At 38.0% G+C, this 26,753-nt stretch carries 26 protein-coding genes; 5 read left to right on the plus strand and 21 right to left on the minus strand.

All coding sequences use genetic code 11. The annotated features are described in order from the left end of the window. Positions 1-2 precede the first annotated feature (2 nt). From MHB42_RS19785 to MHB42_RS19815, 7 genes are all read right to left on the minus strand, one after another. Positions 3-1,088, minus strand: coding sequence for a PIN/TRAM domain-containing protein (locus MHB42_RS19785; RefSeq protein WP_340808322.1), 1,086 nt, complete (start codon positions 1,086-1,088; stop codon positions 3-5). A 247-nt stretch (positions 1,089-1,335) separates the two neighbouring features. Next, a complete protein-coding gene (radA, locus tag MHB42_RS19790; protein WP_340808324.1) occupies positions 1,336-2,712 on the minus strand; it encodes a DNA repair protein RadA in 1,377 nt (458 codons plus the stop codon). A 90-nt stretch (positions 2,713-2,802) separates the two neighbouring features. Next, positions 2,803-5,247, minus strand: coding sequence for an ATP-dependent Clp protease ATP-binding subunit (locus MHB42_RS19795; RefSeq protein ID WP_340808325.1), 2,445 nt, complete (start codon positions 5,245-5,247; stop codon positions 2,803-2,805). Continuing rightward, positions 5,237-6,349: a protein arginine kinase gene (locus MHB42_RS19800; protein WP_340808327.1), complete on the minus strand. Its 1,113-nt coding sequence runs from the start codon at positions 6,347-6,349 to the stop codon at positions 5,237-5,239. Before MHB42_RS19800 ends, MHB42_RS19795 begins: the two co-directional genes overlap by 11 nt. Beyond that, on the minus strand, positions 6,346-6,888 hold the full coding sequence (locus tag MHB42_RS19805; RefSeq protein ID WP_340808329.1) for a UvrB/UvrC motif-containing protein: 543 nt from the start codon (positions 6,886-6,888) through the stop codon (positions 6,346-6,348). Before MHB42_RS19805 ends, MHB42_RS19800 begins: the two co-directional genes overlap by 4 nt. 13 nt (positions 6,889-6,901) lie before the next feature. Continuing rightward, on the minus strand, positions 6,902-7,372 hold the full coding sequence (locus MHB42_RS19810) for a CtsR family transcriptional regulator (RefSeq protein WP_340808331.1): 471 nt from the start codon (positions 7,370-7,372) through the stop codon (positions 6,902-6,904). Positions 7,373-7,629: 257 nt separating this feature from the next. Then, positions 7,630-7,935 carry a DUF4870 domain-containing protein gene (locus MHB42_RS19815; RefSeq protein WP_340808332.1) on the minus strand — a complete coding sequence of 102 codons (306 nt, stop codon included), beginning with the start codon at positions 7,933-7,935 and terminating at the stop codon, positions 7,630-7,632. 127 nt (positions 7,936-8,062) lie between these two features. Here MHB42_RS19815 and MHB42_RS19820 point away from each other — a divergent pair, with 127 nt between their 5' ends. Together MHB42_RS19820 and corA are read left to right on the plus strand one after the other, a co-directional pair. Beyond that, the gene (locus MHB42_RS19820; protein WP_340808335.1) at positions 8,063-8,746 is read left to right on the plus strand and encodes a class I SAM-dependent methyltransferase; all 684 of its coding nucleotides are present in this window, start codon (positions 8,063-8,065) and stop codon (positions 8,744-8,746) included. Between the two features lie 32 nt (positions 8,747-8,778). Further along, positions 8,779-9,741, plus strand: coding sequence for a magnesium/cobalt transporter CorA (corA, locus tag MHB42_RS19825; RefSeq protein ID WP_340808650.1), 963 nt, complete (start codon positions 8,779-8,781; stop codon positions 9,739-9,741). A 50-nt stretch (positions 9,742-9,791) separates the two neighbouring features. On the opposite strand, the gene MHB42_RS19830 is transcribed toward corA, so the two are convergent. Continuing rightward, positions 9,792-10,001, minus strand: a complete 210-nt coding sequence (locus MHB42_RS19830; protein WP_340808338.1) for a hypothetical protein — start codon at positions 9,999-10,001, stop codon at positions 9,792-9,794. Positions 10,002-10,263: 262 nt separating this feature from the next. On the opposite strand from MHB42_RS19830, the gene MHB42_RS19835 reads away from it, so the two are divergent. Beyond that, entirely contained in the window at positions 10,264-11,574 is a 1,311-nt protein-coding gene (locus MHB42_RS19835; protein WP_340808340.1) for a globin-coupled sensor protein, read from the plus strand. A 46-nt stretch (positions 11,575-11,620) separates the two neighbouring features. Here MHB42_RS19835 and MHB42_RS19840 read toward each other — a convergent pair whose 3' ends face one another. The 5 genes from MHB42_RS19840 to adh form a co-directional block, all read right to left on the minus strand. Further along, a complete protein-coding gene (locus MHB42_RS19840; protein ID WP_340808342.1) occupies positions 11,621-12,100 on the minus strand; it encodes an acyl-CoA thioesterase in 480 nt (159 codons plus the stop codon). A 68-nt stretch (positions 12,101-12,168) separates the two neighbouring features. Next, positions 12,169-13,596 carry an aldehyde dehydrogenase family protein gene (locus MHB42_RS19845; protein ID WP_340808344.1) on the minus strand — a complete coding sequence of 476 codons (1,428 nt, stop codon included), beginning with the start codon at positions 13,594-13,596 and terminating at the stop codon, positions 12,169-12,171. Between the two features lie 42 nt (positions 13,597-13,638). Then, positions 13,639-14,607 carry a DUF4003 family protein gene (locus MHB42_RS19850; protein WP_340808347.1) on the minus strand — a complete coding sequence of 323 codons (969 nt, stop codon included), beginning with the start codon at positions 14,605-14,607 and terminating at the stop codon, positions 13,639-13,641. A gap of 386 nt (positions 14,608-14,993) precedes the next feature. Continuing rightward, complete coding sequence (locus MHB42_RS19855) at positions 14,994-15,356, minus strand: DUF779 domain-containing protein (protein ID WP_340808349.1); 363 nt, start codon at positions 15,354-15,356, stop codon at positions 14,994-14,996. A gap of 21 nt (positions 15,357-15,377) precedes the next feature. Then, positions 15,378-16,898 carry an aldehyde dehydrogenase gene (adh, locus tag MHB42_RS19860; protein ID WP_340808351.1) on the minus strand — a complete coding sequence of 507 codons (1,521 nt, stop codon included), beginning with the start codon at positions 16,896-16,898 and terminating at the stop codon, positions 15,378-15,380. Between the two features lie 240 nt (positions 16,899-17,138). On the opposite strand from adh, the gene rluF reads away from it, so the two are divergent. Further along, complete coding sequence (gene rluF / locus MHB42_RS19865) at positions 17,139-17,840, plus strand: 23S rRNA pseudouridine(2604) synthase RluF (RefSeq protein WP_340808353.1); 702 nt, start codon at positions 17,139-17,141, stop codon at positions 17,838-17,840. A 26-nt stretch (positions 17,841-17,866) separates the two neighbouring features. Then, the gene (locus MHB42_RS19870; protein WP_340808355.1) at positions 17,867-18,586 is read left to right on the plus strand and encodes a DUF6904 family protein; all 720 of its coding nucleotides are present in this window, start codon (positions 17,867-17,869) and stop codon (positions 18,584-18,586) included. A 56-nt stretch (positions 18,587-18,642) separates the two neighbouring features. Here the strand turns inward: MHB42_RS19870 and MHB42_RS19875 are convergent, their stop codons facing one another. From MHB42_RS19875 to MHB42_RS19910, 8 genes are all read right to left on the minus strand, one after another. Next, complete coding sequence (locus MHB42_RS19875; protein ID WP_340808357.1) at positions 18,643-19,140, minus strand: cupin domain-containing protein; 498 nt, start codon at positions 19,138-19,140, stop codon at positions 18,643-18,645. 96 nt (positions 19,141-19,236) lie between these two features. Further along, entirely contained in the window at positions 19,237-19,944 is a 708-nt protein-coding gene (locus MHB42_RS19880; RefSeq protein WP_053997189.1) for an ABC transporter ATP-binding protein, read from the minus strand. Next, positions 19,944-20,723 carry an ABC transporter ATP-binding protein gene (locus tag MHB42_RS19885; RefSeq protein WP_340808360.1) on the minus strand — a complete coding sequence of 260 codons (780 nt, stop codon included), beginning with the start codon at positions 20,721-20,723 and terminating at the stop codon, positions 19,944-19,946. Before MHB42_RS19885 ends, MHB42_RS19880 begins: the two co-directional genes overlap by 1 nt. Beyond that, positions 20,723-21,658: a branched-chain amino acid ABC transporter permease gene (locus tag MHB42_RS19890; RefSeq protein ID WP_340808362.1), complete on the minus strand. Its 936-nt coding sequence runs from the start codon at positions 21,656-21,658 to the stop codon at positions 20,723-20,725. The genes MHB42_RS19885 and MHB42_RS19890 overlap by 1 nt, the downstream gene beginning before the upstream one ends. 12 nt (positions 21,659-21,670) lie before the next feature. Next, entirely contained in the window at positions 21,671-22,546 is an 876-nt protein-coding gene (locus MHB42_RS19895) for a branched-chain amino acid ABC transporter permease (protein ID WP_340808364.1), read from the minus strand. A 144-nt stretch (positions 22,547-22,690) separates the two neighbouring features. Beyond that, positions 22,691-23,917 (minus strand): ABC transporter substrate-binding protein, encoded by a 1,227-nt coding sequence (locus tag MHB42_RS19900; RefSeq protein ID WP_340808366.1) that lies wholly within the window; start codon positions 23,915-23,917, stop codon positions 22,691-22,693. A gap of 382 nt (positions 23,918-24,299) precedes the next feature. Beyond that, complete coding sequence (locus MHB42_RS19905; RefSeq protein WP_340808367.1) at positions 24,300-24,902, minus strand: class I SAM-dependent methyltransferase; 603 nt, start codon at positions 24,900-24,902, stop codon at positions 24,300-24,302. A gap of 86 nt (positions 24,903-24,988) precedes the next feature. Further along, the gene (locus tag MHB42_RS19910; RefSeq protein ID WP_340808369.1) at positions 24,989-26,737 is read right to left on the minus strand and encodes a CotH kinase family protein; all 1,749 of its coding nucleotides are present in this window, start codon (positions 26,735-26,737) and stop codon (positions 24,989-24,991) included. Positions 26,738-26,753 lie beyond the last annotated feature (16 nt).

Consider the following 26,753-nt stretch of genomic DNA (forward strand, 5'->3'; position numbering starts at 1 on the left):
TCCTAATCGTCCTTTGGCTTCGCAAATATCATTCGACCTGCTGATGTTTGCAGCACACTTGTTACTGTTACTGTAATTGCCTGTCCAATATAGCTACGTCCACCCTCCACAACAATCATCGTTCCATCATCTAAATAAGCAACGCCTTGATTGTGCTCTTTTCCATCTTTAATAACGACAACCTGCATATCCTCACCAGGAATAACTACAGGCTTTACAGCATTTGCTAAATCATTAATATTTAATACCTTCACATGATGTAATTCGCACACTTTATTAAGGTTAAAATCATTTGTAACGATTTGTGTATCATTGCCCATTTTTTTCGCCAGTCGTACTAGCTTTAAATCTACCTCTTGTACATCCTCAAAATCTTCATCTGTAATTTCAACCTTTGTCTTACGTTCATCCTGTAATTTTTTTAAAATATCTAAGCCACGACGACCTCTTGTGCGCTTTAATGTATCAGACGAATCCGCAATATGCTGTAGCTCTGTTAATACAAACTGAGGCACAACTAAAATACCCTCAATAAAGCCTGTTTCCGAAATATCTGCAATGCGACCATCGATAATAACGCTTGTATCTAGCAGTTTATAGCTGCCTTTCACTTCTGGCACTTCAGCCTCTTCAATAGCCTTTTTCTTTGTATTAGCGCCACGTAATGTAAAAAGCTGTATCAATTCATCTCTTTTTCTAAAACCTATGCGGAAGCCTAAATACCCTAATACAAATGATAAAATAAGCGGTATTATTTCTGTAATAAAAGGAATTTGTATACTGTCTATAGCAAAGCCTAAAAAATAAGCTACAATTAATCCAATGATTAAACCTAGTGTCCCAAATAATAAATCTCCAATTGGCACTTTAAATAGTACCTCTTCCATCCAGCCAATGAGCTTCACGAAATAATCAGAAAAGGCAAATGATAATGTAAATAACAAAAGTGCCCCTAATGCTACTGATACATAAGGATTATCTAGCCAAGGATTAGATGATAAATGAAGCAATTCGTATAATGGCGGTAAGAAAACAAGGCCTAATGCTCCTCCAATCAGTAAAAAGGCAATTTGCACAAATTTTTTCATAAGCTGTCACCTCCTATTGTTATTTAAGATTATACATAGTTTGTTGTAGAAAATCCTTTATAAGCTAAGCAAATTATCATTATTTTTAAACAATTAAAATACCTTTATGCAATTTGCCAAGCCCTATTTCAGGTAGATTCACAATACTATTTTCTAGGACGCTTAGTTCTTTACTGGAGTTTCCGATTTTATGGTCAAAAATGAAAGAAAATACATGTTAGAATAATATCCAACATGCATAATTTCTTTATAGCTCCCTAAAGCACATATTTAAAGCATCCTTTATCGTTTCGACGCCTACAATTTCAATGCCCTGTGGAAAATCCCACCCACCGATATTAGATGCTGGAATAAAGGCTCGTTTAAAGCCAAGCTTCGCCGCTTCAATAACACGCTGTTCAATACGCGAAACACGGCGCACCTCCCCTGTCAAACCTACCTCACCAATAAAACAATCTGTTGCTCTTACTGCTTGATCCTTAAAGCTAGATACAATGCTTGTTAATACAGCTAAATCAATAGCAGGCTCATCTAATTTCACACCGCCAGCAACTTTAATATATGCATCTTGGGCTTGTAGCATGAGCCCCATACGCTTTTCAAGCACTGCCATCAATAGCTGCACTCGATTCTGGTCTACCCCTGTTGCCATACGCTTAGGATAGTTAAAGCTTGTAGGTGTTACTAGAGATTGAATTTCAACAAGGATTGGTCGCGTTCCTTCCATTGAGGCAACAATCGTAGAGCCCGCTGCGCCTTGTGAACGCTCCTGCAAAAATAGCTCAGAAGGGTTGAGCACTTCCTTTAAACCACCTTGCAGCATTTCAAATATAGCAATTTCATTGGTCGAGCCAAAGCGGTTTTTTTGACTTCGTAAAATACGATGATTATGATGCCTTTCCCCTTCAAAATACAGCACTGTATCCACCATATGCTCCAAGATTCGCGGCCCTGCAATTTGCCCCTCCTTTGTCACATGTCCCACTAAAAAGATAGCAATGCCCTTTGTTTTGGCTATGCGCATAAGCTCTGCTGTACATTCACGCACCTGCGACACACTCCCTGGTGCACTTGTCACCTCTGGATGAAAGACCGTCTGTATGGAATCGACAATAACAAATTTCGGCTGCACCTCATCAATCGTTTGATGTAAAAATTCAAGATTCGTTTCAGAATAGATATAAAGCTCTTGAGAAACTACTCCTAAACGTTCTGCTCGTAATTTTGTTTGACGAATCGATTCCTCTCCAGAAATATAAAGCACACGATGCTCCCTATTGGAGAGCAATGCAGAAACTTGCAGTAATAATGTAGACTTCCCAATCCCAGGGTCACCGCCAATTAATACTAGTGAGCCAGCTACAATTCCTCCACCTAAGACACGATTTAGTTCCCCCATCTCCGTTGCTACACGCGACTCTTCAGTAGCTTCAACCTGAATAATAGGCACTGCCTTTTGAGTAACTGTAGCGGAATGCTGAAATGCCCCACGTGGCCCTTTTGCAACAACCTCAACTTCTTCCACCATCTTATTCCATTCTCCACAGCCTGGACATCTGCCCATCCATTTAGCAGATTCATAGCCACAGCCTGAACAAACAAATTTTGTTTTTTTCTTTGCCAAGTTACGTTCACCTCGAATATTTGTTCTTATATAGTTATTGTACAGAAAAAAAGACAGCTTGGCACTTAAAGCCTCACTGTCTTAGAAAATTTATTTAGAAGTAGAAACCCCTTCTTTTTTCTTAACAATAAACTCGTTATTCACATAGTCAATAACAACATGATCTCCTTTTTCTACATTACCTTTCAGTAATTCTTCCGATAATCGGTCTTCTACTTGTTTTTGTAATGCACGACGTAGTGGACGAGCACCGTATTGAGGGTCATAGCCTTCCTCAGCAATTTTTTCAAGCGCTGCATCTGTTAGCTCTAACGAAATATCCTGCTCTTTCAAGCGTTTTGTTAATGCCTTGCCCATCATTGCAATAATTTCTTTTAAATGCTCTTTTTCTAATGAGTGGAAAACAATCATCTCATCGATACGGTTTAAGAATTCTGGACGGAATGCCTTTTTCAGCTCTTCCAGCATTGTCCCCTTCATATCTTTATGCTTCGTATCTGTGCCGCCTACATTGAAGCCAAGGCTCTTTTGATATTTCAATGCATCTGCACCAACGTTTGAAGTCATAATTACCACTGTATTACGGAAATCAACTGTACGCCCCTTTGAATCTGTTAAGCGTCCATCCTCAAGCACTTGCAATAGAATATTGAAAACATCAGGATGTGCCTTTTCAATTTCATCTAGCAATACAACAGAATATGGTTTACGACGAACTTTTTCTGTTAGCTGACCGCCATCATCAAAGCCTACATAGCCTGGAGGTGAACCAACTAAGCGTGAAGTCGAATGCTTCTCCATATATTCAGACATATCGACACGAATCATTGCATCCTCATCACCAAACATCACTTCAGCAAGCGCTCTTGCTAGCTCTGTTTTACCAACCCCTGTTGGTCCTAAGAAGATGAATGAGCCAATTGGACGTTTAGGGTCTTTTAAGCCCGCTCTTGCACGGCGAATCGCACGAGAAATAGCTTCTACTGCTTCTCCTTGCCCCACAACACGTTTGTGTAACTCTTCTTCAAGATTTAATAATTTCGAAGATTCCTCAGAGGCAATTTTCGACACTGGGATTCCTGTCCACATCGATACAACTGCCGCTACATCATCTACAGTTACTTGTGATTCAGCTTTGCCCTGCTCTTCTTTCCAATTTTTTCGCGTTGCTTCAATTTCATCTTTTAGCTTTTGCTCTGTATCTCTTAACGCTGCCGCCTTTTCAAATTCTTGACCCGATACGGCTGCATTCTTTTCAGAACGAACATTTTCAAGCTTATCTTCAAGCGCTTTTAAATTTGGTGGCACTGCAAAAGAACGTAGGCGTACTTTAGAACCAGCCTCATCAATTAAGTCAATCGCTTTATCTGGTAAGAAGCGGTCTGAAATATAACGATCACTCATTTTAGCTGCCGCTTCAATTGCTTCATCCGTAATTTTCACACGGTGATGTGCCTCATAGCGATCACGTAAGCCTTGAATAATTTGAATCGCCTCTTCTACAGACGGTTCATCCACTTGGATTGGTTGGAAACGACGCTCTAATGCGGCATCCTTTTCGATATATTTACGGTATTCATCTAATGTTGTTGCACCGATACATTGCAGTTCACCACGAGCTAATGACGGCTTTAAAATATTCGATGCATCTATTGCACCTTCTGCACCACCTGCACCAATTAATGTATGCAATTCATCGATAAATAAAATAATATTGCCAGCCTGGCGAATTTCATCCATCACTTTTTTCAAGCGGTCTTCAAATTCACCACGATATTTTGTACCTGCAACAACTGTCCCCATATCCAATGTCATCACACGTTTATCTCGTAAAGTTTCTGGCACTTCATTATTAATAATTTGCTGTGCCAGCCCTTCAGCAATAGCTGTTTTACCAACACCTGGCTCACCAATTAATACAGGGTTATTTTTTGTACGGCGTGATAGCACTTCAATTACGCGTGTAATTTCCTTGCTTCGGCCAATAACAGGGTCTAAAGAGCCTTCGCGTGCAATTTGCGTTAAATCACGTGCCAAGCTATCTAATGTTGGTGTATTTGCTGCTTGCGTCGCTTGCTGTCCAGATTGTGCATTATCATTATTGCCTAATAACAATAATACTTGCTGACGTGCTTTATTTAAGCCTACACCTGCATTATTTAAGACACGAGCTGCTACACCCTCGCCTTCACGAATGAGCGCTAATAATAAATGCTCTGTCCCAATATAGGAATGACCTAATTTACGTGATTCATCAACTGAAAGTTCAATAACCTTTTTAGCGCGTGGTGTATAGTGAACAATCGGTCCAACATCCTCTTTACCTTTGCCAACTAATTCTTCAATTCCCGCTTCAATTCTTTGAGGACTAATATCAATAGCTTCCAACGCTTTTGCAGCAATACCGCCGCCTTCACGTATAAGCCCCAATAAAATATGCTCTGTCCCAATGGATTCGTGCTTCCAACGAATAGCCTCTTCCTGAGCAAGCTGTAATACTTTTTGCGCGCGTTGTGTAAAACGATTAAACATCATATAAATCCTCTCCTTTTCCACCATTCATAGGCTTATTCGTATATTGTTGAGCTAACAGTGCTTCTCGCAGCATTTTCGCTCGTACACGGTCGCGTTCAGCAGGTGGTAGTGCCTCACCTGCATAATGTTGTAAAAATGCTGGTTGCATACTTACAACACATTCATTTAAAGCTGTTGCTGAAATCCCTTTAATCAACTGTAAATCTACACCTAAACGGACATTGGATAGACAAGTTGCTGCCTCCTCACTTGTTAAAATCCTTGCATGTGTAAGTGTTCCTAAAGCTCGATAAACTCGATCCTCTAAGGCAAGGTTTGCCTTTTCCATCAACTTACCTCTTGCATGCCGTTCTTTTTGTATAATTTTTTCAGCAACACTTTGTATATCTGCTAAAATATCCTCTTCTGTCTTGCCAAGTGTAATTTGGTTAGACACTTGATAAACATTTCCTAAATTTTCGCTTCCTTCACCATATATGCCTCTTACCGTCATACCTAGACGTGTCATGGCATTAATAATTTGATTCATCTGCCCAGTTAGTGTAAGCGCAGGTAGATGCATCATCACGGATGCTCGAAGCCCCGTACCAATATTGGTTGGACAGCTTGTTAAATAACCAAAGGTATCTCGAAATGCATATGGTAAAGATTTTTCTAAAATACGATCAATTTTATTTGCCTGTTCATAGGCACGTTGAAGCTGAAAACTTGCTGTCATACACTGGATGCGTAAATGGTCCTCTTCATTCACCATAATGCTAACGGATTCATCTTCAGAGAGAAGAATGGAGCCCACCTTCTCCTTTTTAGCAAGCTGTGGACTAATTAAATGCTTCTCGACAAGAATTTGACGTTGCAATGGTGTTAAATCTTTTATTGCAAAATATGCATAATCATGTTGAAGATTTGAGCTATCGCTTATAGCATGTGTAACTGCTTGCTCCACCTGTAATGCCTCGTTCTCAGAGAAAACAAGTGGGAAGCGATAACCATCTAAATTTCGAGCAAGGCGAATTCGTGTGCTAATGACAATATCTGAATAATCGTCCTCAACACGCATCCACGTTGGGGTCGCACGCTCTAAAAACGATTCAATCATCATGACACATCACCACCTTCAAATTGTAGTTGCTTCTCAAGCTCCTTCACTTCATCTCGAAGCTTTGCTGCCTCTTCAAATTGCTCTTCATCTACGGCTAATTTCATCCGTTTTCGAATATCTTCAATTTGCTTTTTAATAACATATACATTGCTATGTGCGCCGGGCATTTTCCCAATATGTTGTGGGCCTGCCTGTATACGATTAAAAAGCTTCGGTAAATGCTCGTTAAAGGCGTCATAACAGCTTGGGCAGCCAAATTTACCTTCTTTTAAAAATTGCTTATAGGTAAAGCCACATTGTGGGCAAGTTTGCTGTGGTGGTGGCGTCTGCTGCTTTTCCCCCACCTTCTGCCATGTCGGTGAGCCAAACCAGTTAGACAATAGCTGTTGAATGGAGATAGGCTCTTGTTTAAATTCTGCATGAAATGGATGGAATTGTGAGGCGCAGACGTCACAATAATGGTGCTCCACCTTTTGCCCATTTTGAACTTGTGTTACAGTAACTGTTGCATTACGTTGTTGACAATGTTCGCATATCATTTCCATCACCTCACTATTTTTGTTGTTCGTATTTTATTGTTGTCAGCATCGCTCGTAAGATTTTAGCCCGAATGCTATCTCTTAACGGAAGATGTAAATCAATTGTTGAGCGATCAATTGCTGCTAACATTAATTTCGCTTCTCGTTTTGAAATTACCTGCTCATCAATAAGCCGATAAATTAAATCTTCTGCCATCGTTTGCGATGCTCCATCCTCAATTTGCTTAAGAACATCGTCAATCAAATCAATATGTGAATTCGCACGGACACGTAAAATTCGAATGTATCCACCACCACCACGTTTGCTCTCAACAAGGTAACCCCGCTCAGCAGTAAATCTTGTGTTAATAACATAATTTATTTGTGATGGTACACATTGAAATTTATCAGCAATTTCACTACGCTTTATTTCAATATGCCCTTCCCCACCTAATTCAAGTACCTGCTTTAAGTAACCTTCTATGATGTCTGATATATTACGCATTTTAGGAATACACCTCGCTTACTTCACTGACTTTGACTATCTTTGACTTTCTTTGAGTATATTATACAAAACGCTTGAAAATAATTGCAATTAATTCGCCTATAGAAAATAAAAAAAGCTGCTCAAGCGCTTTACAATGCAGAATTTTAGCTACTATTACATATGCTTGATCAATTATTCGTACATATAATGTACCCTTTTTGGCTATCAAAAAAACGCAAGCATATGCAACTAGCATATACTTGCGCTTATAAAAATTATACCCAACGACCTACAATTGGATAACGCCAAGGCTCATCAGACAAGGCTTTTACAATACCGATAATTGGTACAATAAATACCATAATACCGAAAATAATTAAAAACGGTAAGCCTATTAAGACAAAGCTTAATACACCAGCAATGGTTAGTAACACAGCCATCACAATTTGGAACAACAATGCCTGAATGGAAATAGCCTTTACTTCCTCATCTGAGCTAATTAGGAAAAAGATAATCGGTACTAACCATGGCGCAAAAAATGCACTTGCGTGTATGATGACTTTAGACCATTTACTCTCCATACTATATATCAATCCTTTCTTGATGCTTTATTTATGTTTTTATGTACTACTATCTACGGAACTATACCCTTAATAGTTTCATATTAAATAAGAATTTTAAAATTTTTTTGAGAGGTAGTGATAGAAAATGGAATTTAACAGCACATTAGCAAATGAATATGAAAAAGGGATTCGACGTACACTCCCAAGCTATGATGCAATGCTTCGTTTAATACAAACCTTTTACTACTCTGCATTACCTGAAAAAGCTGAGCTATTAATTGTAGGAGCAGGAAGCGGCAACGAAATTTTACAGCTTGCTGAACAAAGACCTCATTGGTCCTTTGTTGGCATTGATCCATCTGAATCTATGCTTCATGTGGCAAAGGAACGTTTGAAATCTTTATCAAATGCAATATCATTCCATCAAGGTACAATACTCAATACCACATTACCTTCCATGCAGTATGATGCAGCTAGCTGTGTACTCGTCCTTCATTTTATTCAGGACTATAAAGAAAAGCTAACTACATTAACAGCAGTAGCACGTTATTTAAAGCCTGGCGCACCATTTGTTCTTGTTTCAAAGTATGGACAACAAGGTACAGTAGAAACAGAGCTACAATTTGATTTATGGCGTGCCTATTGGTTACAGCATACAAAGCTATCTGCCAAAGATGTAGCAGAGATGGAAAAATCCATCCGTGCTCTATCATTTATGAGGGAGGAAGAGATTGTAACATTGCTTCAGCAAGCAGGCTTTACAAAACCTTCTAGATTTTTTGCCACTACTTTATTTGGTGGTTGGGTATGCTTTAAAGAGGAACATTAAAATTTCATAGTTAAAAACTTGAGGTGAATGCTGTGATACGCACCATTGGAATTACAAAACAACAACAATTACTTAAAGACTTCCCGCTGGAGGTCATCCGACAACAAGAGTTTGAATGGTATTGGGTTGATTTTAATTGCCCTACCATTGAGGAAGAATCATTATTAGAAACATTCTTTCATTTCCATCCACTCGCTATTGAAGATTGCTTACTGCGGTTACAGCGTCCAAAGCTTGACTTTTATGACGACTTTCATTTTTTTGTTATTCATCGACTCAATGAAGAAACATTAGCTGCTGAGGAGGTCAATATTTTCACTTCCAATAAATTCATTGTGACATTCCATAAAAATCCTGCTCCTGAAATCGATAAGGTGCAAAAGATGATGGAACAACAGTCAAAAAACTGGGAACGTGGAACAATTTACTTAACATATCAAACAATCGATAAAATCGTTGATAGTTATTTCCCACTTGTTTATAAAATTGAGGATCACTTAAATGCACTTGAAGACGAGCTTACATATCAAAGCAATGTAAATGCCATGAAGATTGTCTTTGAATTCCGCAGTGACTTGCTCGATTTAAGACGTACTATTTTACCAATGCGTGACCTTTTATATCGGGTATTGAATTCTTATCGATTTTCACTAGATAAATCTGAGAGAGCTTATTTTGGAGATATCTACGATCATCTACTTAAACTAACAGAGATGGTGGAATCTAATCGAGAGCTGACTGCGGATATGCGTGATAGTTATATGGCTATGAGCTCAAGTCGCATGAACGGCATTATGATGACACTAACCATTGTTTCAACAATCTTTATCCCTTTAACATTTATTGCTGGCGTTTATGGCATGAATTTTGATAATATGCCTGAGCTACATGGGCGATATAGCTACTTTATTGTACTTGGTATTATGATTATTACCGCAATCTTAATGCTCATTGTCTTTAAGCTAAAAGGCTGGTTTAAATTATTTAAACCTTAAAAATTAAAAAGTCTGCTCGTTTTTGTTTTAACGAGCAGACTCATAATACACTAGTATGGACCACGGTCATCAATTTTATTTTCACCCTGCTGTGGGAATAAAAAGTATGCTAGCACTCCTGACCCTAATGTTGCGCAAATCGTAATTAATAATTGCTCAACGTCTGGTACTTCAGCATAATAGTTACGCAGCATATAAACAGAGCCGATTGCTACAATAACCATCACTGGAATAACAAATTTAAAACGCTTTTTCTCCATAAAATACCTCCTCCAATCTTTTTTATATACCGTTCTACTACCATAAACAGTTCGTATTTTACAGGTTTCCCATACTAAATTCAAATTTCCTTTGCTGGCAATATAAACAAATAGGCAAGTAAAAAAATAAAGAAATAAACCAAATTTATAACCAAATATCCAACAAAAAATAGTAAAATAGATTTAATACCATATGTTGATAAATGACAAAAGTATATTTGATGTTTAATTATTATAGATATTAAGAATGGAGCAATCAATAATGAGTTGGTTTACAAAAAATAGTAGTCCAAGCTACTCAGTTGTTTTAACGCCTGAAAATTTTAAGGGGACTGTACAATTGGAGGTTTCCAACCATCCAATTCTTCAAAAACAATTACAGCTTTTAAATTTAACAATTGAGGATTTAGCGATTATTAAGCAATTACAGCCATTAGCAAAAGACTTGATTCCAACAATGGTGGAGCAATTTTACGCAGCGATTAGTTTAAGTCAAGATTTACTTGATATTATTAATCGAACATCCCATATTGATCGTTTAAAAATTACACTTCATAAGCATTTAAGTGATATTTTTGAAAGCCATATTAACAGCGCTTACATTCATGAACGAAAAGCTATTGCCGAGGCTCACGTTCGAATTGGCTTGCAATCAAAATGGTATATTGCATCCTTCCAATCACTCACTACCACATTTGCAAATTTTGTGAATGACCTTGATATTTCAAAGCATGATGCAATCCGTGCTATTAATGCTTTTAGTAAAATTATTAATTTAGAGCAGCAGCTTGTTATCGAGGCATATGAAAAAGAAGAAGAGCGTATTCGCAAAGCGACAGATGAAATGAAACATGCCCTTGTCACAACTATTCAAAGTACGGCTGAGGAGTTGAACTCGATTAGTGAGGAAACAGCAGCCTCATTATTAGTGATTTCCTCTCAAACAGATGATATTGCAGTGGCAACAAAGCAGGGCTTAAACTTCGTTGCAGATACACAGGAAAAGTCAAGACGTGGGCAACAACAGTTGCAAGAACAAAATAATTTAATACAAGTTATTTTACAAAGCGTTAATAGCCTTGACGTGACAATGACCCAGCTGCGTACATCCTCTCAAAAGATTTCTGAAATTGTTGGGCTTGTCACAGGCATTGCCGATCAAACAAATCTATTAGCCTTAAACGCATCTATTGAAGCGGCTCGTGCAGGAGAACATGGCAAAGGCTTCGCAGTTGTAGCAGAGGAAGTTCGCAAGCTTGCAGAAGAAACAAAAAATGCCGTACAAAATGTTTCGCATCTTATTAAAGAAACTGAAAGCAATATTACAACAATGTCGAATTCTGTGCTAAATGTTGATGAAAAAATTCAACATAGTGTTGCTACCCAAGGAAATTTATCGAAATCGTTTAATGATATTGCTGACGCTGTCGCAGGTATTCAACAGCAATATATGAATACATCGAGGGATATTTCAGCGATTTCTAATTTAATTACTGAGCTATCACAAGGGGCTACACTTGTTTCTTCATCATCTGATTCACTGATTAATGTAGTCAATGAACTAAATATCTAGCAAAAAAAGGGGAACATCACTATTGTCAGTGAAGTTCCCTTTCTATTTAATGAGGCAAAGCACGCTTTTGTTTACGGTGCTCGCGTCTTGCTGGCCCTGTTTCAAATAAGCGCTTCTCCTCATCTGTTTCAGGATAAATAGCAGGCACTGGTGTTGGTTTTCCTTTTTCGTCTACTGCCACCATCGTTACAAATGATTCTGTTGTTAGCTTTTCTTCTCCCGTTTCTATATTGCGAGAAATAACGCGCACATAAACCTCCATGGAAGAACGTCCAGTAGAGGATACAATACTTTCTATTTCAAGAATATCTCCTACATGTGCTGCGGATAAAAAGTCAACTGAATCAATTGAAGCTGTTACTACCTGTCCTTTTGCATGCTTCATTGCTGTAATAGCAGCAATTTCATCAATATAGGCTAACACTCTTCCACCAAAAATGGAGTTGTGGTAATTTGTATCTGGAGGTAATACGAGACGTGATTGAACCGTACGTGATTGGCTCATGGGTACAGCGTTGTTTGTCATAGTTCTAGTAACTCCCCTTCATGTATATTCTGTCGTCATCGTATCGCAGAAAAAGTGCTGATGCAAATTTAGAACGACTTTTTCATCGTAACAAATTTCATATCTGTCATTTCCTCAATCGCCCATTTAATACCTTCGCGTCCATAACCACTCATCTTTACACCACCGTACGGCATATTGTCTACCCTAAAGGTTGGAATATCATTAATAATGACAGCACCTGCCTGTAGCTCCTCTGCTGCGTATAGAGCGTCTGATAGTATATTCGTGTAAATTCCTGCATTTAAGCCAAGGTCTGAGTTATTAACAAGTCGAATAGCGTCGTCTAATGTTTCATATGAAACAATTGACACGATTGGTGCGAATGTTTCCTGACAAATAATTTTCATATCCGCCTTTACATTTGTCATAACAGTTGGCGTTAAAGTACGCTCCGTAAAGACACCACCTGTTGCCATAACAGCACCTTGTGCTTGAGCCTCCTCAATCCATCCCTTTATTCGTTCAATCTCGTTTGGATGGATCATGGCACTAACATCCGTATTTTTATCGAATGGATCACCTACGACAAGCTTTTTAGTTTCTTCTACAAACGCTTTTGTAAATTCATCAATAATCGAGGCGTGTACATAAATGCGCTGTAATGAAATACATACTTGTCCGGCAAAGTTAAATGCCCCACCTACACAGCGTTTAATAACTTTATCGATTGGTGTCGATGGTTCAACAATTACTGCTGCGTTGGAGCCAAGCTCTAATGTTACCTTCCGCAAGCCTACTTTTTCTTTTATACCTAAGCCAACCTTACCGCTACCTGTAAATGTTACCTTTTTAACATATGGATGTGTAATAAGCGTATCACTTAATTCACCACCACTGCCTGTCACTATTTGTAACGCACCATCTGGTAAGCCTGCCTCTTTAAAAATCTCTGCCATTGTCAGGGCACTTAATGGCGTTTGTGTCGCTGGCTTTAACACAACTGTATTCCCTACTGCAAATGCTGGACCTAATTTATGCGCTACTAAATTAAATGGAAAATTAAATGGCGTAATAGCTGAAATAACACCTAATGGCTCTCGCTTTGTCCAGCCAATATAATCTCCTGCTCCCGGTGCTGCATCCATTGGTACAGTTTCACCTTTCGCTTGCTTAGCACCTTCTGCCGCAAATTGATATGTTGCAATGGTACGTTCAACTTCAGCTAATCCTGCCGTTAAAGGTTTCCCTGCCTCTAATGCTAAAATCTCTGCAAACTCCTCTTTGCGTTGTCGCATAATGTCGACTACTCTATATAATATTTCGGCACGCTCATAGGCTGTTGTCTTTTTAAATGTTTGAAATGTCCGTTGTGCACCTTCGATAGCTCTCTCCACATCTTGAATGGATGCCTTTGCTACGTGGGCAACAACATCTCCACTATATGGAGATATTAGCTTATAGCTATCCTCCGTAGCCTGCCATTGACCATCTATCCATAGTTTTGTTTCCTTCATCTTTCCATGCACCTCCAAATAATCAAGTTCTTCTTTATTTTATCATGAAGAACTAGAATTAGATGCTATGGCGGCTGCACTAACTGCTGCCATCATCGCTGCTTGCTGTGCCTGAATTAATAATTCTATGGAGGCCATCATTGTCATCGACAACGATTGTTGTACATTTGCTATATCGTAAATAGCAATTTGCACAGCCATAAAGAGCACGAACTCACGATGCCATTTTAATAATTTTAAACTCTTTAATTCATGGTACAAGTCAATAATATCCTGAAGCTGTGTTTGATTAAGATCAAGTATTGCTAAAAATCCAAGTAGAGGGTAATGCATAGTCTTTACTTTTGTCTGTTGTTTTTTGAATGTATCACGGATCGCTACAACGCTTGCTACTAGCTGATGATCATATTGCGGAGATAGCAGCGTTAAAACTTGTGAAAGCCATTGCAGGTCATTACCAGTTGTAAATCTATATGTTCGTAATTCTTTATAGTAACGATTCATTGTATCTGCGCGTAGCTCAATATCGTCAGATGGACTGCTCAATAAAATCGCATAAGGAATGTCCTCATAAGATGTTAAAAATGGATGATGCTTACGAATTGCATCAAATAAAGCTCTAGCCTTTTGAGCATGCGTCTTTTTCTCATATTCGTTCTCCGTTAAAAACTGTGCACCAATAAAGCTAAAATTGCCACTTCTGAATTTTGCCTCTTTTAAAATATTTACATTTGTTAATAAATCCTTAACTGCCTTTTCTGCATCCTCCTGCTCCATTAAATTTGCAGCGATGCTATAGCCAACCGTTGTTCGTAAAGGGGACATCCATGAGCTCTGCTTCTTCATTTCCTGCAATACTGCTTTATACTTATCTGCATCAAATGTTTTTCCTGAAGCTAGAAATGTACTAGCAATGGCTAAAATAATCTTGCGATCAACTGTCCAACCAGCAGCTTTTGATATATTCTCAACTGTATTTGTCAATTGATTTTCAATCATCACGTAATCCATTATTGGTCACTCCTTTTCTCAATTTACGTTACATAACGCTAGAAAGATTCACTTTCTTGTAACAATTAACATAAAAAGTAAACTTAATTTAATATATGTTACCTGATTTATTTGGTTTAATAAGGAATATCAACAGCATAAAGTGAACCTTCAATCAGTGAAGGTCTTACAACCTGTTCATACAGGATAAAAGGGAGATGTTTACGTTGATCGCAAAAACCACTAAAAAGTTATTATTTACAGTGACTTTAAATGAGCGCTTTCAGTTATTTTTATCTTTACGCAACTCGCCGAAGACCATCGCATTACATAGCCTCTTCTCTAAAAGCTAAAGATGTACATACAATAAAAAACAGCGGCATATCTTGCTGCCGCTGTCCCATATTTTATTCAATTAACCCTAGCTCTTGTAGCTCCTCTGATGAAAATGCCCTCGATCTTGTTAAAAAGCGTTTCCCTTCTACACCCTCTAATGAAAACATTCCACCCCTGCCATCAACAACATCTAAAATAATTTGGGTATGCTTCCAGTAATCATATTGATTTTTATGCATATAGAAGGGCGTACCGCCTATTTCCCCAAGGCATACATCCTGATCGCCTAATAGTAATTCACCCTCTGGATAACACATTGGTGATGAGCCATCACAGCAGCCTCCAGATTGATGAAATATAATAGGACCATGCTTTTCTTTTAATGAATCGATTAGTGCCAGTGCTTCTGCTGTAGCTAATACTCGTTCAACCACACCTATGCACCTCCCTATCAATTAGAAGAAGCCAAGTTTGTTTTCGCTATAGCTAACAAGTAGGTTTTTCGTTTGTTGGTAATGAGCTAGCATCATTTTATGGTTTTCACGGCCGACACCAGACATTTTATAACCGCCAAATGCAGCATGTGCAGGATAAGCGTGGTAACAGTTTGTCCAAACACGCCCTGCTTCAATACCACGACCAAAGCGGTAGGCTGTATTCATATCTCTTGTCCAAATACCTGAGCCTAAACCATATAATGTATCATTAGCGATTTCTAATGCTTCCTCTTTCGTTTTAAACGTTGTTACTGCAACAACTGGTCCGAAAATTTCCTCTTGGAAAATACGCATTTTATTATGCCCCTTGAAGACAGTTGGTTTAATGTAGTAGCCATTTTCAAAGCCTTCGCCTACATTATTTTTCTCCCCTCCAATTAGACATTCAGCACCTTCCTGCTTACCGATATCTAAATATGAAAGAATTTTTTCCATTTGCTCGCTTGAAGCCTGTGCACCCATCATTGTATTTGGATCAAGTGGGTTACCAACTTTAATAGCCTCTACACGCTGTAAAACACGCTCCATAAATTTATCGTAAATGGACTCCTGAATTAGGGCACGAGAAGGACATGTACATACTTCCCCTTGGTTTAGCGCAAATAATACAAAGCCTTCTACTGCTTTATCTAAGAAGGAATCATCTTCATCCATAATATCCTCAAAGAAGATATTTGGGGATTTACCACCTAATTCTAATGTTACAGGAATAAGGTTTTGAGAAGCATATTGCATAATTAAGCGACCTGTTGTCGTTTCACCTGTAAAGGCAATCTTGCCAATACGTGGATTAGATGCAAGCGGCTTCCCAGCCTCTAAGCCAAATCCATTGACAACGTTTAAGACACCCGGTGGTAATAAATCTTCTATTAACTCTAACAGCACCAAAATCGATGCTGGTGTTTGTTCTGCTGGTTTTAATACAACACAATTTCCAGCCGCAAGCGCTGGTGCAAGCTTCCACGTAGCCATTAAAATTGGGAAGTTCCATGGAATAATTTGACCTACTACTCCAATTGGCTCATGGAAATGATAGGCAACTGTATCGTTATCAATTTGGCTTATTGAACCATCTTGGGCACGTAAAGCACCAGCAAAATAACGGAAATGATCAATCGCAAGAGGAATATCTGCATTTAATGTTTCACGTACTGCTTTACCATTATCCCATGTTTCGGCAACGGCTAGCTTTTCTAAATTTTGCTCAATACGGTCTGCAATTTTAAGTAAAATGTTTGCACGCTCTGTCGGTGACGTTGTTCCCCATGCCTCTTTAGCTGCATGAGCTGCATCAACTGCGAGTTCAATATCCTCAGCTGTGGAACGTGCTATTTGTGTAAAAACTTGTCCGGTAACAGGAGTAACATTATCAAAGTATTGACCTTTCACTGGGGGTGTCCATTCGCCACCAATATAATTGTCATACTTCTCTTTGAATTGAACTACCGATCCTTCAGTGTTTGGAAATGCATAAACCATTTTACTTCTCCCCTTTACACAATTTAATGAGAATCATCTACAAAAAACATTATTTTATATCGAAATAACAATATTTTTATAGAAACCCTCTCACCTATTATATTGTCAGAAACAAAAAATAATTTCAACTTTTCCGAAAAAAATTCCATCTAATTTATTTTCATTAGAAAAGCTTCTAGCATTCACGTTCTCCATAACGTTAAGGTATACTTAAATTAATATAAAATATAGGAGAACAATATGCGTATTAATAAATATTTAAGTGAAACAGGCATTATATCTCGCCGTGGTGCGGATAAATGGATTGCTGAGGGGAAAGTAACGATTAATGGAGAGCTTGCTACAGTCGGCAGTCAAGTTGAGGCTGGTGATATTGTTTGTGTTGATGGAAAAGAGGTAAAGAAAGAACAACAGCTTGTTTATATTGCCCTTAATAAGCCTGTCGGCATTACCAGTACAACAGAGCGTCATATTAAAGGAAATGTCGTTGACTTTGTCAATCATCCATTACGTATTTTCCATATTGGAAGGCTTGATAAAGAATCTGAGGGATTATTATTATTAACCAATGATGGGGATATCGTTAATAAAATTTTACGTGCTGAAAACCATCATGAAAAAGAATACATTGTGCAAGTTGATAAATCGATAACAGAGCACTTTATTAAAAAAATGAGTGCAGGTGTCAATATTTTAGATACAACAACATTACCTTGTCATGTTGAAAAAATATCAGACAAAGTCTTTAAAATTATTCTGGAGCAAGGCTTAAATCGTCAAATACGCCGAATGTGTTCAGCACTAGGCTACTCTGTGAAGCGCCTACAGCGAATTCGTATTATGAATATTAAGCTTGGTAATTTAAAGGTTGGGCAATGGCGTGATTTAACAGATAAAGAACGAGCAGAATTATTTAAACTACTCAACTACACACCGAAATAAGCTATTAAAGGGGAGGTGCGAGGACTATGATTGCTATTCGCAGCACTGCACAACTAACAGGAGTACGAATTAGTGGCGATTTTTGGGACTTAGATGAACTAGTAAATGCTATTTATAAGGTAACTGGGGATGAAAATAAATACTATGATTATCAAGGTCCTCGGCTACGTATTTTAAGTGTTTGCTATAAGCTAAGACATGCTGTACTTGGTGAGCATCATTTAGAGTTTGTGAATAATGGACTGAATAAAAATGTTCTGACACAGCATGAGTTAATCTTCCCAAATAAAAATGCCTATTTTGCAGCAGAAATACTATGGCCTGAAATTATCTTTAGTGCAATTGCCTTAAATGATTTTATTCATCTGCATCAGCAGTTAAATAATTCATCTATGTGGGATTATGACATCGCTACTATTCGTAAATTTCAAGCAGCTATTGCGGATTGTCTAGAGCAAGAAATTAATGATGAAGACTATGAAGTATTTTTAAAAATGCTTCACACTAAACATCCATTAACTTTTCGTTATGCCACACAATATGTCGATGTGCTAAATCTAGAATATCTCCAATTAAGCAAGGAGGAGCGTAAAGCTCATTTAGCTGCATTTGCAGTGCGTTTAATGATCGAGGACCATGAATATGCAGCATTAAAGGCACAGCTAATGGACGCAGCTATTACCACAAAACAACCATTACACAATATACAAATTCAACTTAGATACCCAGAAGAAATATTATGGTAACAAGCTATCATAATAGAAATCCATCAAAATGCTGATGGATTTTTATTGTGGTTCACCTATTTAATTGTTTTATAAGCCATTTTATAAATGACTTCCTGATGCTGCGGATAAGCTGCCAATAGCTCCTCCTGTGTAAACAATTCAAAATCCTCAAAATCAAAGCCTGGGGCAACCATGCATCCAACTAAGCTAAATGTCTGTGCTTCGTCGACAGATGAGCCAAAAATTGTATTTTTAGGCACAGCTATTTGTGGTACTTCCCCTGCCTCTATATTCAAGCCCAGCTTTTTTGCCTCATATGTGCCATCAGGGAAAATCATATGGACTGTAAGTGGACTACCTGCATGATAATACCATAGCTCATCTGATTGTAGCCGATGTAAATGCGATATATCCTGTGAGCGTAGCAAGAAATAAATACTTGTATAGATAGGTCTTTGCACAGCTCTTATAGCTATCTCATCTGAGGCACGAAAAGAGGATTTATAATAGCCACCTTCAGGATGTTCAGTTAGGTTTAATTGTTCAATAAAATATTGTGCTGAATACTTCAAAAAGCATCCCTCCTGTTCGTTACTTTACGCCACTAGGCTATCTATAGGCAAGACAAAAAGGACATCTCAAAAGTATTGAAATGCCCTTTTCTCATATTACAAGCCACCTAAATAAGCTGCTTTTACTTGTTCACTCTCTTGTAGCTCTTGCGCTGTACCTGATAAAACAATTTTCCCTGTTTCCAGTACATACGCTCGGTTAGCAACAGATAACGCCATATTAGCATTTTGCTCAACAAGCAAGACAGTTGTACCCTCTTTATTGACCTGTTCAATAATATTGAAAATATTTTTAACCATTAGCGGTGCAAGACCCATTGAAGGCTCATCCATTAATAATAGCTTCGGCTTTGCCATTAATGCACGCCCCATTGCAAGCATTTGTTGCTCACCGCCTGATAATGTACCTGATTGCTGCTTGCGACGTTCTAATAGGCGAGGAAATAGCTCAAAAACATGATCCATATCCTTTTTTATTCCTGCTTTATCATTACGCAAATAAGCGCCAAGCTCTAAGTTTTCCTCTACCGTCATATTGGCAAAAACACGACGACCTTCTGGAACATGAGAAATACCTGACTTCACAATTGTTTGAGCTGCCTTTCCTGCAATTGAGAAGCCTTCGTATTCAATAATGCCACCCTTTGGCTTCAACAAGCCTGACAATGTCTTGAGCAATGTACTTTTACCAGCACCATTCGCACCGATTAACGTAACAATTTCACCCTCGTTTACTTCTAAAGAGAGGCCCTTTAATGCTTGAATATTGCCATAATAAACATCTATATTTTGTACTTTTAGCATTAGCCGATAACCTCCTCACCAAGGTATGCCTCAATTACCTTTGGATTGTTGCGAATTTCTTCTGGTGTCCCGTCAGCGATTAATTGCCCGTGATCGAGTACATAGATGCGTTCACAAATCCCCATAACTAAGCTCATATCATGCTCAATTAGTAAAATCGTTAAGCCAAATTCTTTACGAATAAAAGCAATTAACTCCATTAAATCATGTGTTTCCTGCGGATTCATCCCCGCTGCTGGCTCATCCAATAGCAGCAGCTTTGGCTTCGCTGCAAGTGCACGAGCAATTTCTAAGCGACGCTGCATCCCATATGGTAAGTTTTTTGCTAGCTCATCCTTATAGACATCCAAGCCAAAGATTTTTAAAAATTCAATCGATTGGTTTTCCATTTCTGCCTCACCTTTAAAATGTGCTGGCAAACGGAAAATCGAAGACCACATCGTATGCTTCGCAAGCGAGTGATTGGCTACCTTTACATTATCTAATACAGATAGCTCTTTAAATAGACGAATATTTTGGAATGTACGGCTAATCCCTTTTTGCGTTACTTGATAAGGTGCAAGCCCATTTAATTTCAAGCCATCAAATGTAATTGTACCTTCTGTTGGTGTATAAACACCCGTTAACATATTAAAGCTTGTTGTTTTTCCAGCACCGTTCGGACCGATAAGCCCAACGAGTTCTCCTTTATTGAGGTACATATTAACGCCCTGTACCGCCTTTAAGCCGCCAAATTGAATACCCATATTTTCAACTTTTATAAGAAGGTTGTCAGTCATTATTTTGTACCTCCTTTTTTACCAAACTTAAATAAATCCGTAATTTCCTTTGTGCCCATTAATCCTGTTGGACGATAAAGCATCACAATAATTAATACTAAACTATAAATAATCATACGTGTTTCAGGGAAGTTTGCTAGATATGCTGATACAACCGTTAAGAAAATAGCTGCAATCACTGATCCTGAAAGACTTCCTAAACCACCAAGTACAACATAAATTAAAATATCAAATGACTTTAAGAAGCCGAATGTCGTTGGTTGGATAATATAAAAGTTATGTGCAAATATTGCACCAGCTAGCCCCGCAAAGAATGAGCCAATAACAAATGCCACAACCTTATAGTAAGTTGTATTAATACCCATCGCATCCGCTGCAACTTCATCCTCACGAATAGAAATACATGCACGACCGTGACGGGAATTTGTAAAGTTTGAGATCACTAGAATTGTTAATACAACACCAACGAATGCATATGTCCAGTTCGATAAATACTTAACCTGCATCCCTGCTGCACCACCGACATAATCCGTATTTAAAAAGATAATACGAATAATCTCTGCAAACCCTAGTGTCGCAATCGCTAAATAATCCCCTTTTAAACGTAATGTCGGAATCCCTACAATTAACCCTGCAATTGCAGCTGCAACTGCTCCTAATAGGATTGCTAGTGGGAATGGCAGCATTAGCTTCGTTGTAATAATAGCGGATATATATGCCCCAACCGCTAAGAACCCAGCATGCCCAATCGAAAATTGCCCTGTTACGCCAATAACAATATGCAAGCTGACAGCCAGCATAATATTAATACACATTGTAATCAGCATATTTTTATAATAGATATCAATTACTCCTGTTGTAATTAATAGCTGTACAACTGCATAGATGACTAACGCTATTACGGCATAGCCCCAGAAAACTTTAGACTTTTTCATAAAACCGCTCACCTACACTTTCTCACGGGCGTTTTTACCAAAGATACCCGATGGTCTGAAGATTAGGATTAAAATTAAAATAACAAATGCCGCTGCATCCCGCCATAATGAGAAGCCAAGCGCACTTACTAATGATTCCACAACACCAAGTAGCATACCGCCAACCATCGCACCAGGAATAATACCAATACCACCAAGAACGGCTGCAATAAATGCCTTCACCCCTGGAATAACCCCCATTAATGGATCAATCTTTGTATAATAAATACCAAAGATAACACCTGCTGCACCAGCTAATGCTGAACCAATGGCAAATGTTGCAGAGATTGTATTATCTACATTAATCCCCATTAAACGCGCTGCATCCGCATCGTGAGAAACGGCACGCATCGCTTTTCCAATTTTTGTTTTATGTACGATGAATTGTAAAAGAATCATCAATACAACTGCGACTGATAAAATTAAAATGGATGTACTACTAACTTGTACACCAAAAATATCCAATGATTTATTTTTAAATACTTCAGGATAGGCTGCTGGTTGCGCGCCTCTGAAGAAAATTGTTGTATATTCAATTAACAACGATACACCAATTGCTGTAATTAATGCAGCAATACGCGTGGCATTCCGTAAACGTTTATAGGCAATACGTTCAATTAAAACACCCATAATCGCACAGATTGTCATCGCCAATAACAATGCAGGAAAGAAGCCAAGCTCCCATCTAGCAATTGCATAGAAGCCGATAAATGAACCAATCATGAAAACATCACCATGAGCAAAGTTAATCAGCTTAATAATTCCGTATACCATTGTATACCCTAACGCGATTAACGCGTAGATACTACCTAGTGAAATACCATTCACAAGCTGCTGTATCCATTCCATATGCGTTCACTCCTTTTAATTTTCTGAAAATTGAAAAATAAGTGCATACATCTATAAAAATTTATGCTTCTCACTATAATTCTAGTAATCTACAGCATAAAAAAGGAAGGCGTGTTTACCCGCCTCCCCCTTACTTACAAAACATTAAGGATTAACTTTAGAGTTGAACACTTGTTTACCGTCTTTAAATTCAAGAACTGTTGCTGTTTTAATTGGGTTATGATCTTTGTCAACTGAGAAAGTACCTGTTACTAAAGAAAGATCTTTTGTGTCAGCTAATGCATCTTTAATTGCTTCTCCATCTGTAGAGCCTGCACGCTTAATTGCATCTGCAATGTAGTAAATAGAGTCATAACCAAGTGCATTAAATGCATCTGGTGCTTTGTCGCTATTTGCTTCTTTAAATGCCTTTACGAAATCTTGAATTTTTGGCTCTGGGTCTTCAGCAGAGTAGTGGTTTGTAATATATGTGTTATTCAATGCCTCTGCACCAGCTAATTCTACCAAAGTTGGTGAATCCCAACCATCAGCACCCATTAAAGGTACATCAATGCCCATTTCGCGTGCTTGCTTAACAATTAAACCAACCTCTTCATAATAACCAGGGATAAAAATAAAGTCTGGATTTGCTCCTTTAATACTTGTTAACTGTGTACGGAAGTCTGCATCCTTCGCTACATATGCTTCTTCAGCGACAACTTCCCCACCATTTGCCGTAATTGTTTCTTTAAATGATTTTGCTAAGCCTTTTGCATAATCAGATGCATTATCAGCAAAAATAGCTACATTTTTCGCCCCTAGCTCATTTGAAGCAAAGTTAGCAGCTACAATCCCTTGGAAAGGATCGATAAAGCATGTACGGAATGCATATTCGTTAACACTGCCATCCTCATTTACTGTAATATTTGGCGCTGTACCAGAGCCAGTAACAATTGGAATCTTATTGTCATTGGCAATTTGAACAGTTGCTACTGTATTACCTGAAGTGGCAGGTGCTAGCATAGCTACTACCTTATCTTGTGTAATTAACTTAATAGCCGCTGCAGTTGCCTCCGAGTTTTCAGATTTATTATCTACTTTAATTAGTTCAATTTTCTTACCATCAATACCGCCATTATCATTAATTTCTTTTACAGCTAATTCTGCACCTAGTCCGATAGAGGAACCGTAGGAAGCTACATTTCCTGAAAGCTCTAAGTTTGCACCGATTTTAATTGTGTCGCCGTCAGATGAACCGCCACCTCCTGATGAAGATGAGCCTCCGCCAGAACCTGAATCGTCGCCGCTACCGCAACCTGCCAGAACTCCAGCAAGCAATGATGATGCTACTAAAAGTGAACCGAACTTCTTAAGCTTTTTGCTCTCTTTCATAATTAAATTCCCCCTGAAATTTTTTCAAATATTAGATATTTCTGATAATTATAAACAATCAAACGCATTTCCTCAATAGCAAAAATAATTATTTATAACTATCTTAAATAAAATAAAAATAGTATTCATTTAAGCCTTTTACATTGTAAAACATTCTTTATATTTAGTCTAGTGTGATTTTTCAGTATAATTATTTTTTTACGAATTATCTATTAATTTTATTCATAAACTAGTACAAAATTATCATGCATACCAACTTATCATAAAAAATTAACAAGTAATACAAGAGTTACGATTTAATATAAACAGAGGGTGATGATTATTTCCCTGAAAATAATGATTAAAATACATCTAAAAAGCTTAGAGCAATGGAAGTCCAGCTCTAAGCTTTTTTTAAAACAAACACACAAAGGCGCTCATTAATATTTGTTTCATTTTCTAAATGAACCTCATGAAGTAATTCAAAAGGTGTGCCATGATGTAAAAATTGTAAATAATCATAGGGTGGGTAATATAAAATAATATGAATATCTCGCATTCGTCGCTCATAGGATTTCCAAATATTGTTAATAACTGTACGGAAAATATGAACTGAAAAAGGATTAAAAAAGAAAAAGACATTATCACGAGCTTTTACTTCATAAGCTTCAGCCATTGTATGAATAAACGAGATAGGTGCATGAGCATGTTTCTTTTGAAGATAGCTTTGCTTATTTTCCTCAGCCTCTGCATAAAAGCCAGCATCCATTTCTATGCCAATTGTTGGGATATGAAATTTATGATGTACGTAAATAGGCACGCGTCCTTTTCCACATCCCATATCAATAAAAACGGAGTGGGCTGGCATCTCATATACGGCAAATAATTGTTCTAACCCAATATATGGTGTTGGCTCATAGCGATGATAATGTGACAGCTTAGGGAATCCATATTGTTCTCCTACAGTATTAATCCGTAAATATTTATCAAACTGATGTTCATTCATAGAAAAGACTCCTCGGTAAAGAATGCTTTATTTTAGCATGAGAAAAGGCAATAACCATATCCAAACGCATTGGATATGGTTATTTTTTAGCGGCCTCTACGTTTAAATTTAACAACAAATAAGATTGCTAGGAGGAGTAATACTAAGGATACCGTTACTGTAAGTACTGTATTTTTATCAATAACAGTTGCTTGATTCGATGCTTCACCATTTGCACCTGGCATCCCCATTGGAAATCCATTTCCATCAGGACGTTGCATAGGTTCGCCATTCTGTCCTTCCCTGTTAAATGGTGGAACTTGTGCTGGATCAAAATCCTCTGGGAGCTGACTTGGATCAAAGTTTTCTGGCATAGCACCATTTTCATTAGGTGCTGGCATATTTGTCGTTGTAGCTGCCTCCACCACAAGCTCTCCTGATAGCTGCTTTAAAATAGAATCCGAGCGTTGTTTGGCAAACTCAGGTAGGCTATTTTCCCCTTCCACAGCCTCTAAAAACTGCTCTGTTGTTGAGAACTTAGTAGGGTCTGCCTCAACATAGGTTGTTAATAGCACCGCTAAATTTTTAGTGATGGATTGTATATACTCCTCTGTTAAATAAGTGGTTGCTATCTCCTCTAAATAGCTTTCATATTTCGCATGATACTCCTCATTCGCAAGTAAAGCATTAAGCAATGGCCGTTCCTCTAAAGTTGTGCCAGAAACAGGAGTTGTTATACTAAAATTAATAGCACTCTCATCTAATAGGTTGCCCGACATGCCCATTCCCATGTCAAAGCCGCCACCTCTTTGTTTATCTCTACCATCTGCCTGATCAGGTTGTTCATTATTTTGAGCAAATGGTCTTTGCCTATTAGTAGCAGCATTGGCTGGATTTTGATCATTTTCTCCACCCATTCTACCACCCCCAAAACCACCAACACCAAAGCCACCAAATGCTAGATTATAATCCCATGGAATAATAGAAAACACGCCATTTTGTTCATACAGGTAGTAATTATGCTTCGTCATTCCTTGGTAACTATCTAAATTTACAAGTGCCGTATTGACAGCAAAGTAACGTAGCATTTCATCCACATCAATGTATTTCTCAATATCTCCGCCATTATTAATAGTATCCAGCATTTCAATAAGCTTCGATTCATCAATATTGCCTTCATTTGTTTTTAAGCCAATACCTGTATAATCCGTAATATCATCACTAATATATTTTAAATCGCTGCCTGTTCCATCTGGCTTGAATAAAAAACCATCGTTCGTGCCATAGTTATTAGCTAAAAATGTTTCATCCACTGCCTCTACGCCTAAAAATAAGCCGCGTTCCTCACCATTGACCGTAACATACATATAAGAATGAGCTGGCGTTGGTAAGCCCATTTGCTCCATTAACTCATAGGAAATATATTCTCGCATCAATGTCGTATCACTATAATTATTATTTAAGTTTAATTTTTTCAAGCCATATAAGCTCTGTGCCCCATCATAATAATCAAAATCAATCTTTAAACTATAGCGATCAGAGTCACTATTCACAACTGAATTCAAAGATGAATTGCCCTTTGTGCGAATAGCAACATTTTCTACCTTCTTGCCATTCACTGTAATCGTTGCCTGCTTTAGCTCCTCATCTGCTGCATTTTCAAGCATATCAGCCCATTCTTCCTCTGCTATTTCAATATCAACCGCTGTTACTTTGTTTTTATTAAATACTATATTCTCATAAGAGAACTCGGTATTTTTCGTTGCAATGCCTATATGTGGAAGGACACCATATATCACAGCAAAGAGAAGAAGCAGTATTGTCATCCACAGATAGACAATTCGTGTTTTTATCATAGTCTGCACCTCTTTT

Origin of the sequence: Lysinibacillus sp. FSL K6-0232 (assembly GCF_038008325.1) — a bacterium.
Classification (GTDB): Bacteria; Bacillota; Bacilli; order Bacillales_A; family Planococcaceae; genus Lysinibacillus.

Coding starts and splice junctions, on each gene's coding strand:
- MHB42_RS19890 (WP_340808362.1), bottom strand. CDS start 21,658: ATGAAAAAGTCTAAAGTTTTCTGGGGCTATGCCGTAATAGCGTTAGTC.
- MHB42_RS19895 (WP_340808364.1), bottom strand. CDS start 22,546: ATGGAATGGATACAGCAGCTTGTGAATGGTATTTCACTAGGTAGTATC.
- MHB42_RS19885 (WP_340808360.1), bottom strand. CDS start 20,723: ATGACTGACAACCTTCTTATAAAAGTTGAAAATATGGGTATTCAATTT.
- MHB42_RS19830 (WP_340808338.1), bottom strand. CDS start 10,001: ATGGAGAAAAAGCGTTTTAAATTTGTTATTCCAGTGATGGTTATTGTA.
- MHB42_RS19835 (WP_340808340.1), top strand. CDS start 10,264: ATGAGTTGGTTTACAAAAAATAGTAGTCCAAGCTACTCAGTTGTTTTA.
- MHB42_RS19815 (WP_340808332.1), bottom strand. CDS start 7,935: ATGGAGAGTAAATGGTCTAAAGTCATCATACACGCAAGTGCATTTTTT.
- adh (WP_340808351.1), bottom strand. CDS start 16,898: ATGGTTTATGCATTTCCAAACACTGAAGGATCGGTAGTTCAATTCAAA.
- MHB42_RS19795 (WP_340808325.1), bottom strand. CDS start 5,247: ATGATGTTTAATCGTTTTACACAACGCGCGCAAAAAGTATTACAGCTT.
- MHB42_RS19805 (WP_340808329.1), bottom strand. CDS start 6,888: ATGATATGCGAACATTGTCAACAACGTAATGCAACAGTTACTGTAACA.
- MHB42_RS19820 (WP_340808335.1), top strand. CDS start 8,063: ATGGAATTTAACAGCACATTAGCAAATGAATATGAAAAAGGGATTCGA.
- MHB42_RS19910 (WP_340808369.1), bottom strand. CDS start 26,737: ATGATAAAAACACGAATTGTCTATCTGTGGATGACAATACTGCTTCTT.
- MHB42_RS19850 (WP_340808347.1), bottom strand. CDS start 14,607: ATGGATTACGTGATGATTGAAAATCAATTGACAAATACAGTTGAGAAT.
- MHB42_RS19870 (WP_340808355.1), top strand. CDS start 17,867: ATGATTGCTATTCGCAGCACTGCACAACTAACAGGAGTACGAATTAGT.
- MHB42_RS19800 (WP_340808327.1), bottom strand. CDS start 6,349: ATGATGATTGAATCGTTTTTAGAGCGTGCGACCCCAACGTGGATGCGT.
- rluF (WP_340808353.1), top strand. CDS start 17,139: ATGCGTATTAATAAATATTTAAGTGAAACAGGCATTATATCTCGCCGT.
- MHB42_RS19845 (WP_340808344.1), bottom strand. CDS start 13,596: ATGAAGGAAACAAAACTATGGATAGATGGTCAATGGCAGGCTACGGAG.
- MHB42_RS19810 (WP_340808331.1), bottom strand. CDS start 7,372: ATGCGTAATATATCAGACATCATAGAAGGTTACTTAAAGCAGGTACTT.
- MHB42_RS19840 (WP_340808342.1), bottom strand. CDS start 12,100: ATGACAAACAACGCTGTACCCATGAGCCAATCACGTACGGTTCAATCA.
- MHB42_RS19880 (WP_053997189.1), bottom strand. CDS start 19,944: ATGCTAAAAGTACAAAATATAGATGTTTATTATGGCAATATTCAAGCA.
- MHB42_RS19900 (WP_340808366.1), bottom strand. CDS start 23,917: ATGAAAGAGAGCAAAAAGCTTAAGAAGTTCGGTTCACTTTTAGTAGCA.
- MHB42_RS19905 (WP_340808367.1), bottom strand. CDS start 24,902: ATGAATGAACATCAGTTTGATAAATATTTACGGATTAATACTGTAGGA.
- MHB42_RS19785 (WP_340808322.1), bottom strand. CDS start 1,088: ATGAAAAAATTTGTGCAAATTGCCTTTTTACTGATTGGAGGAGCATTA.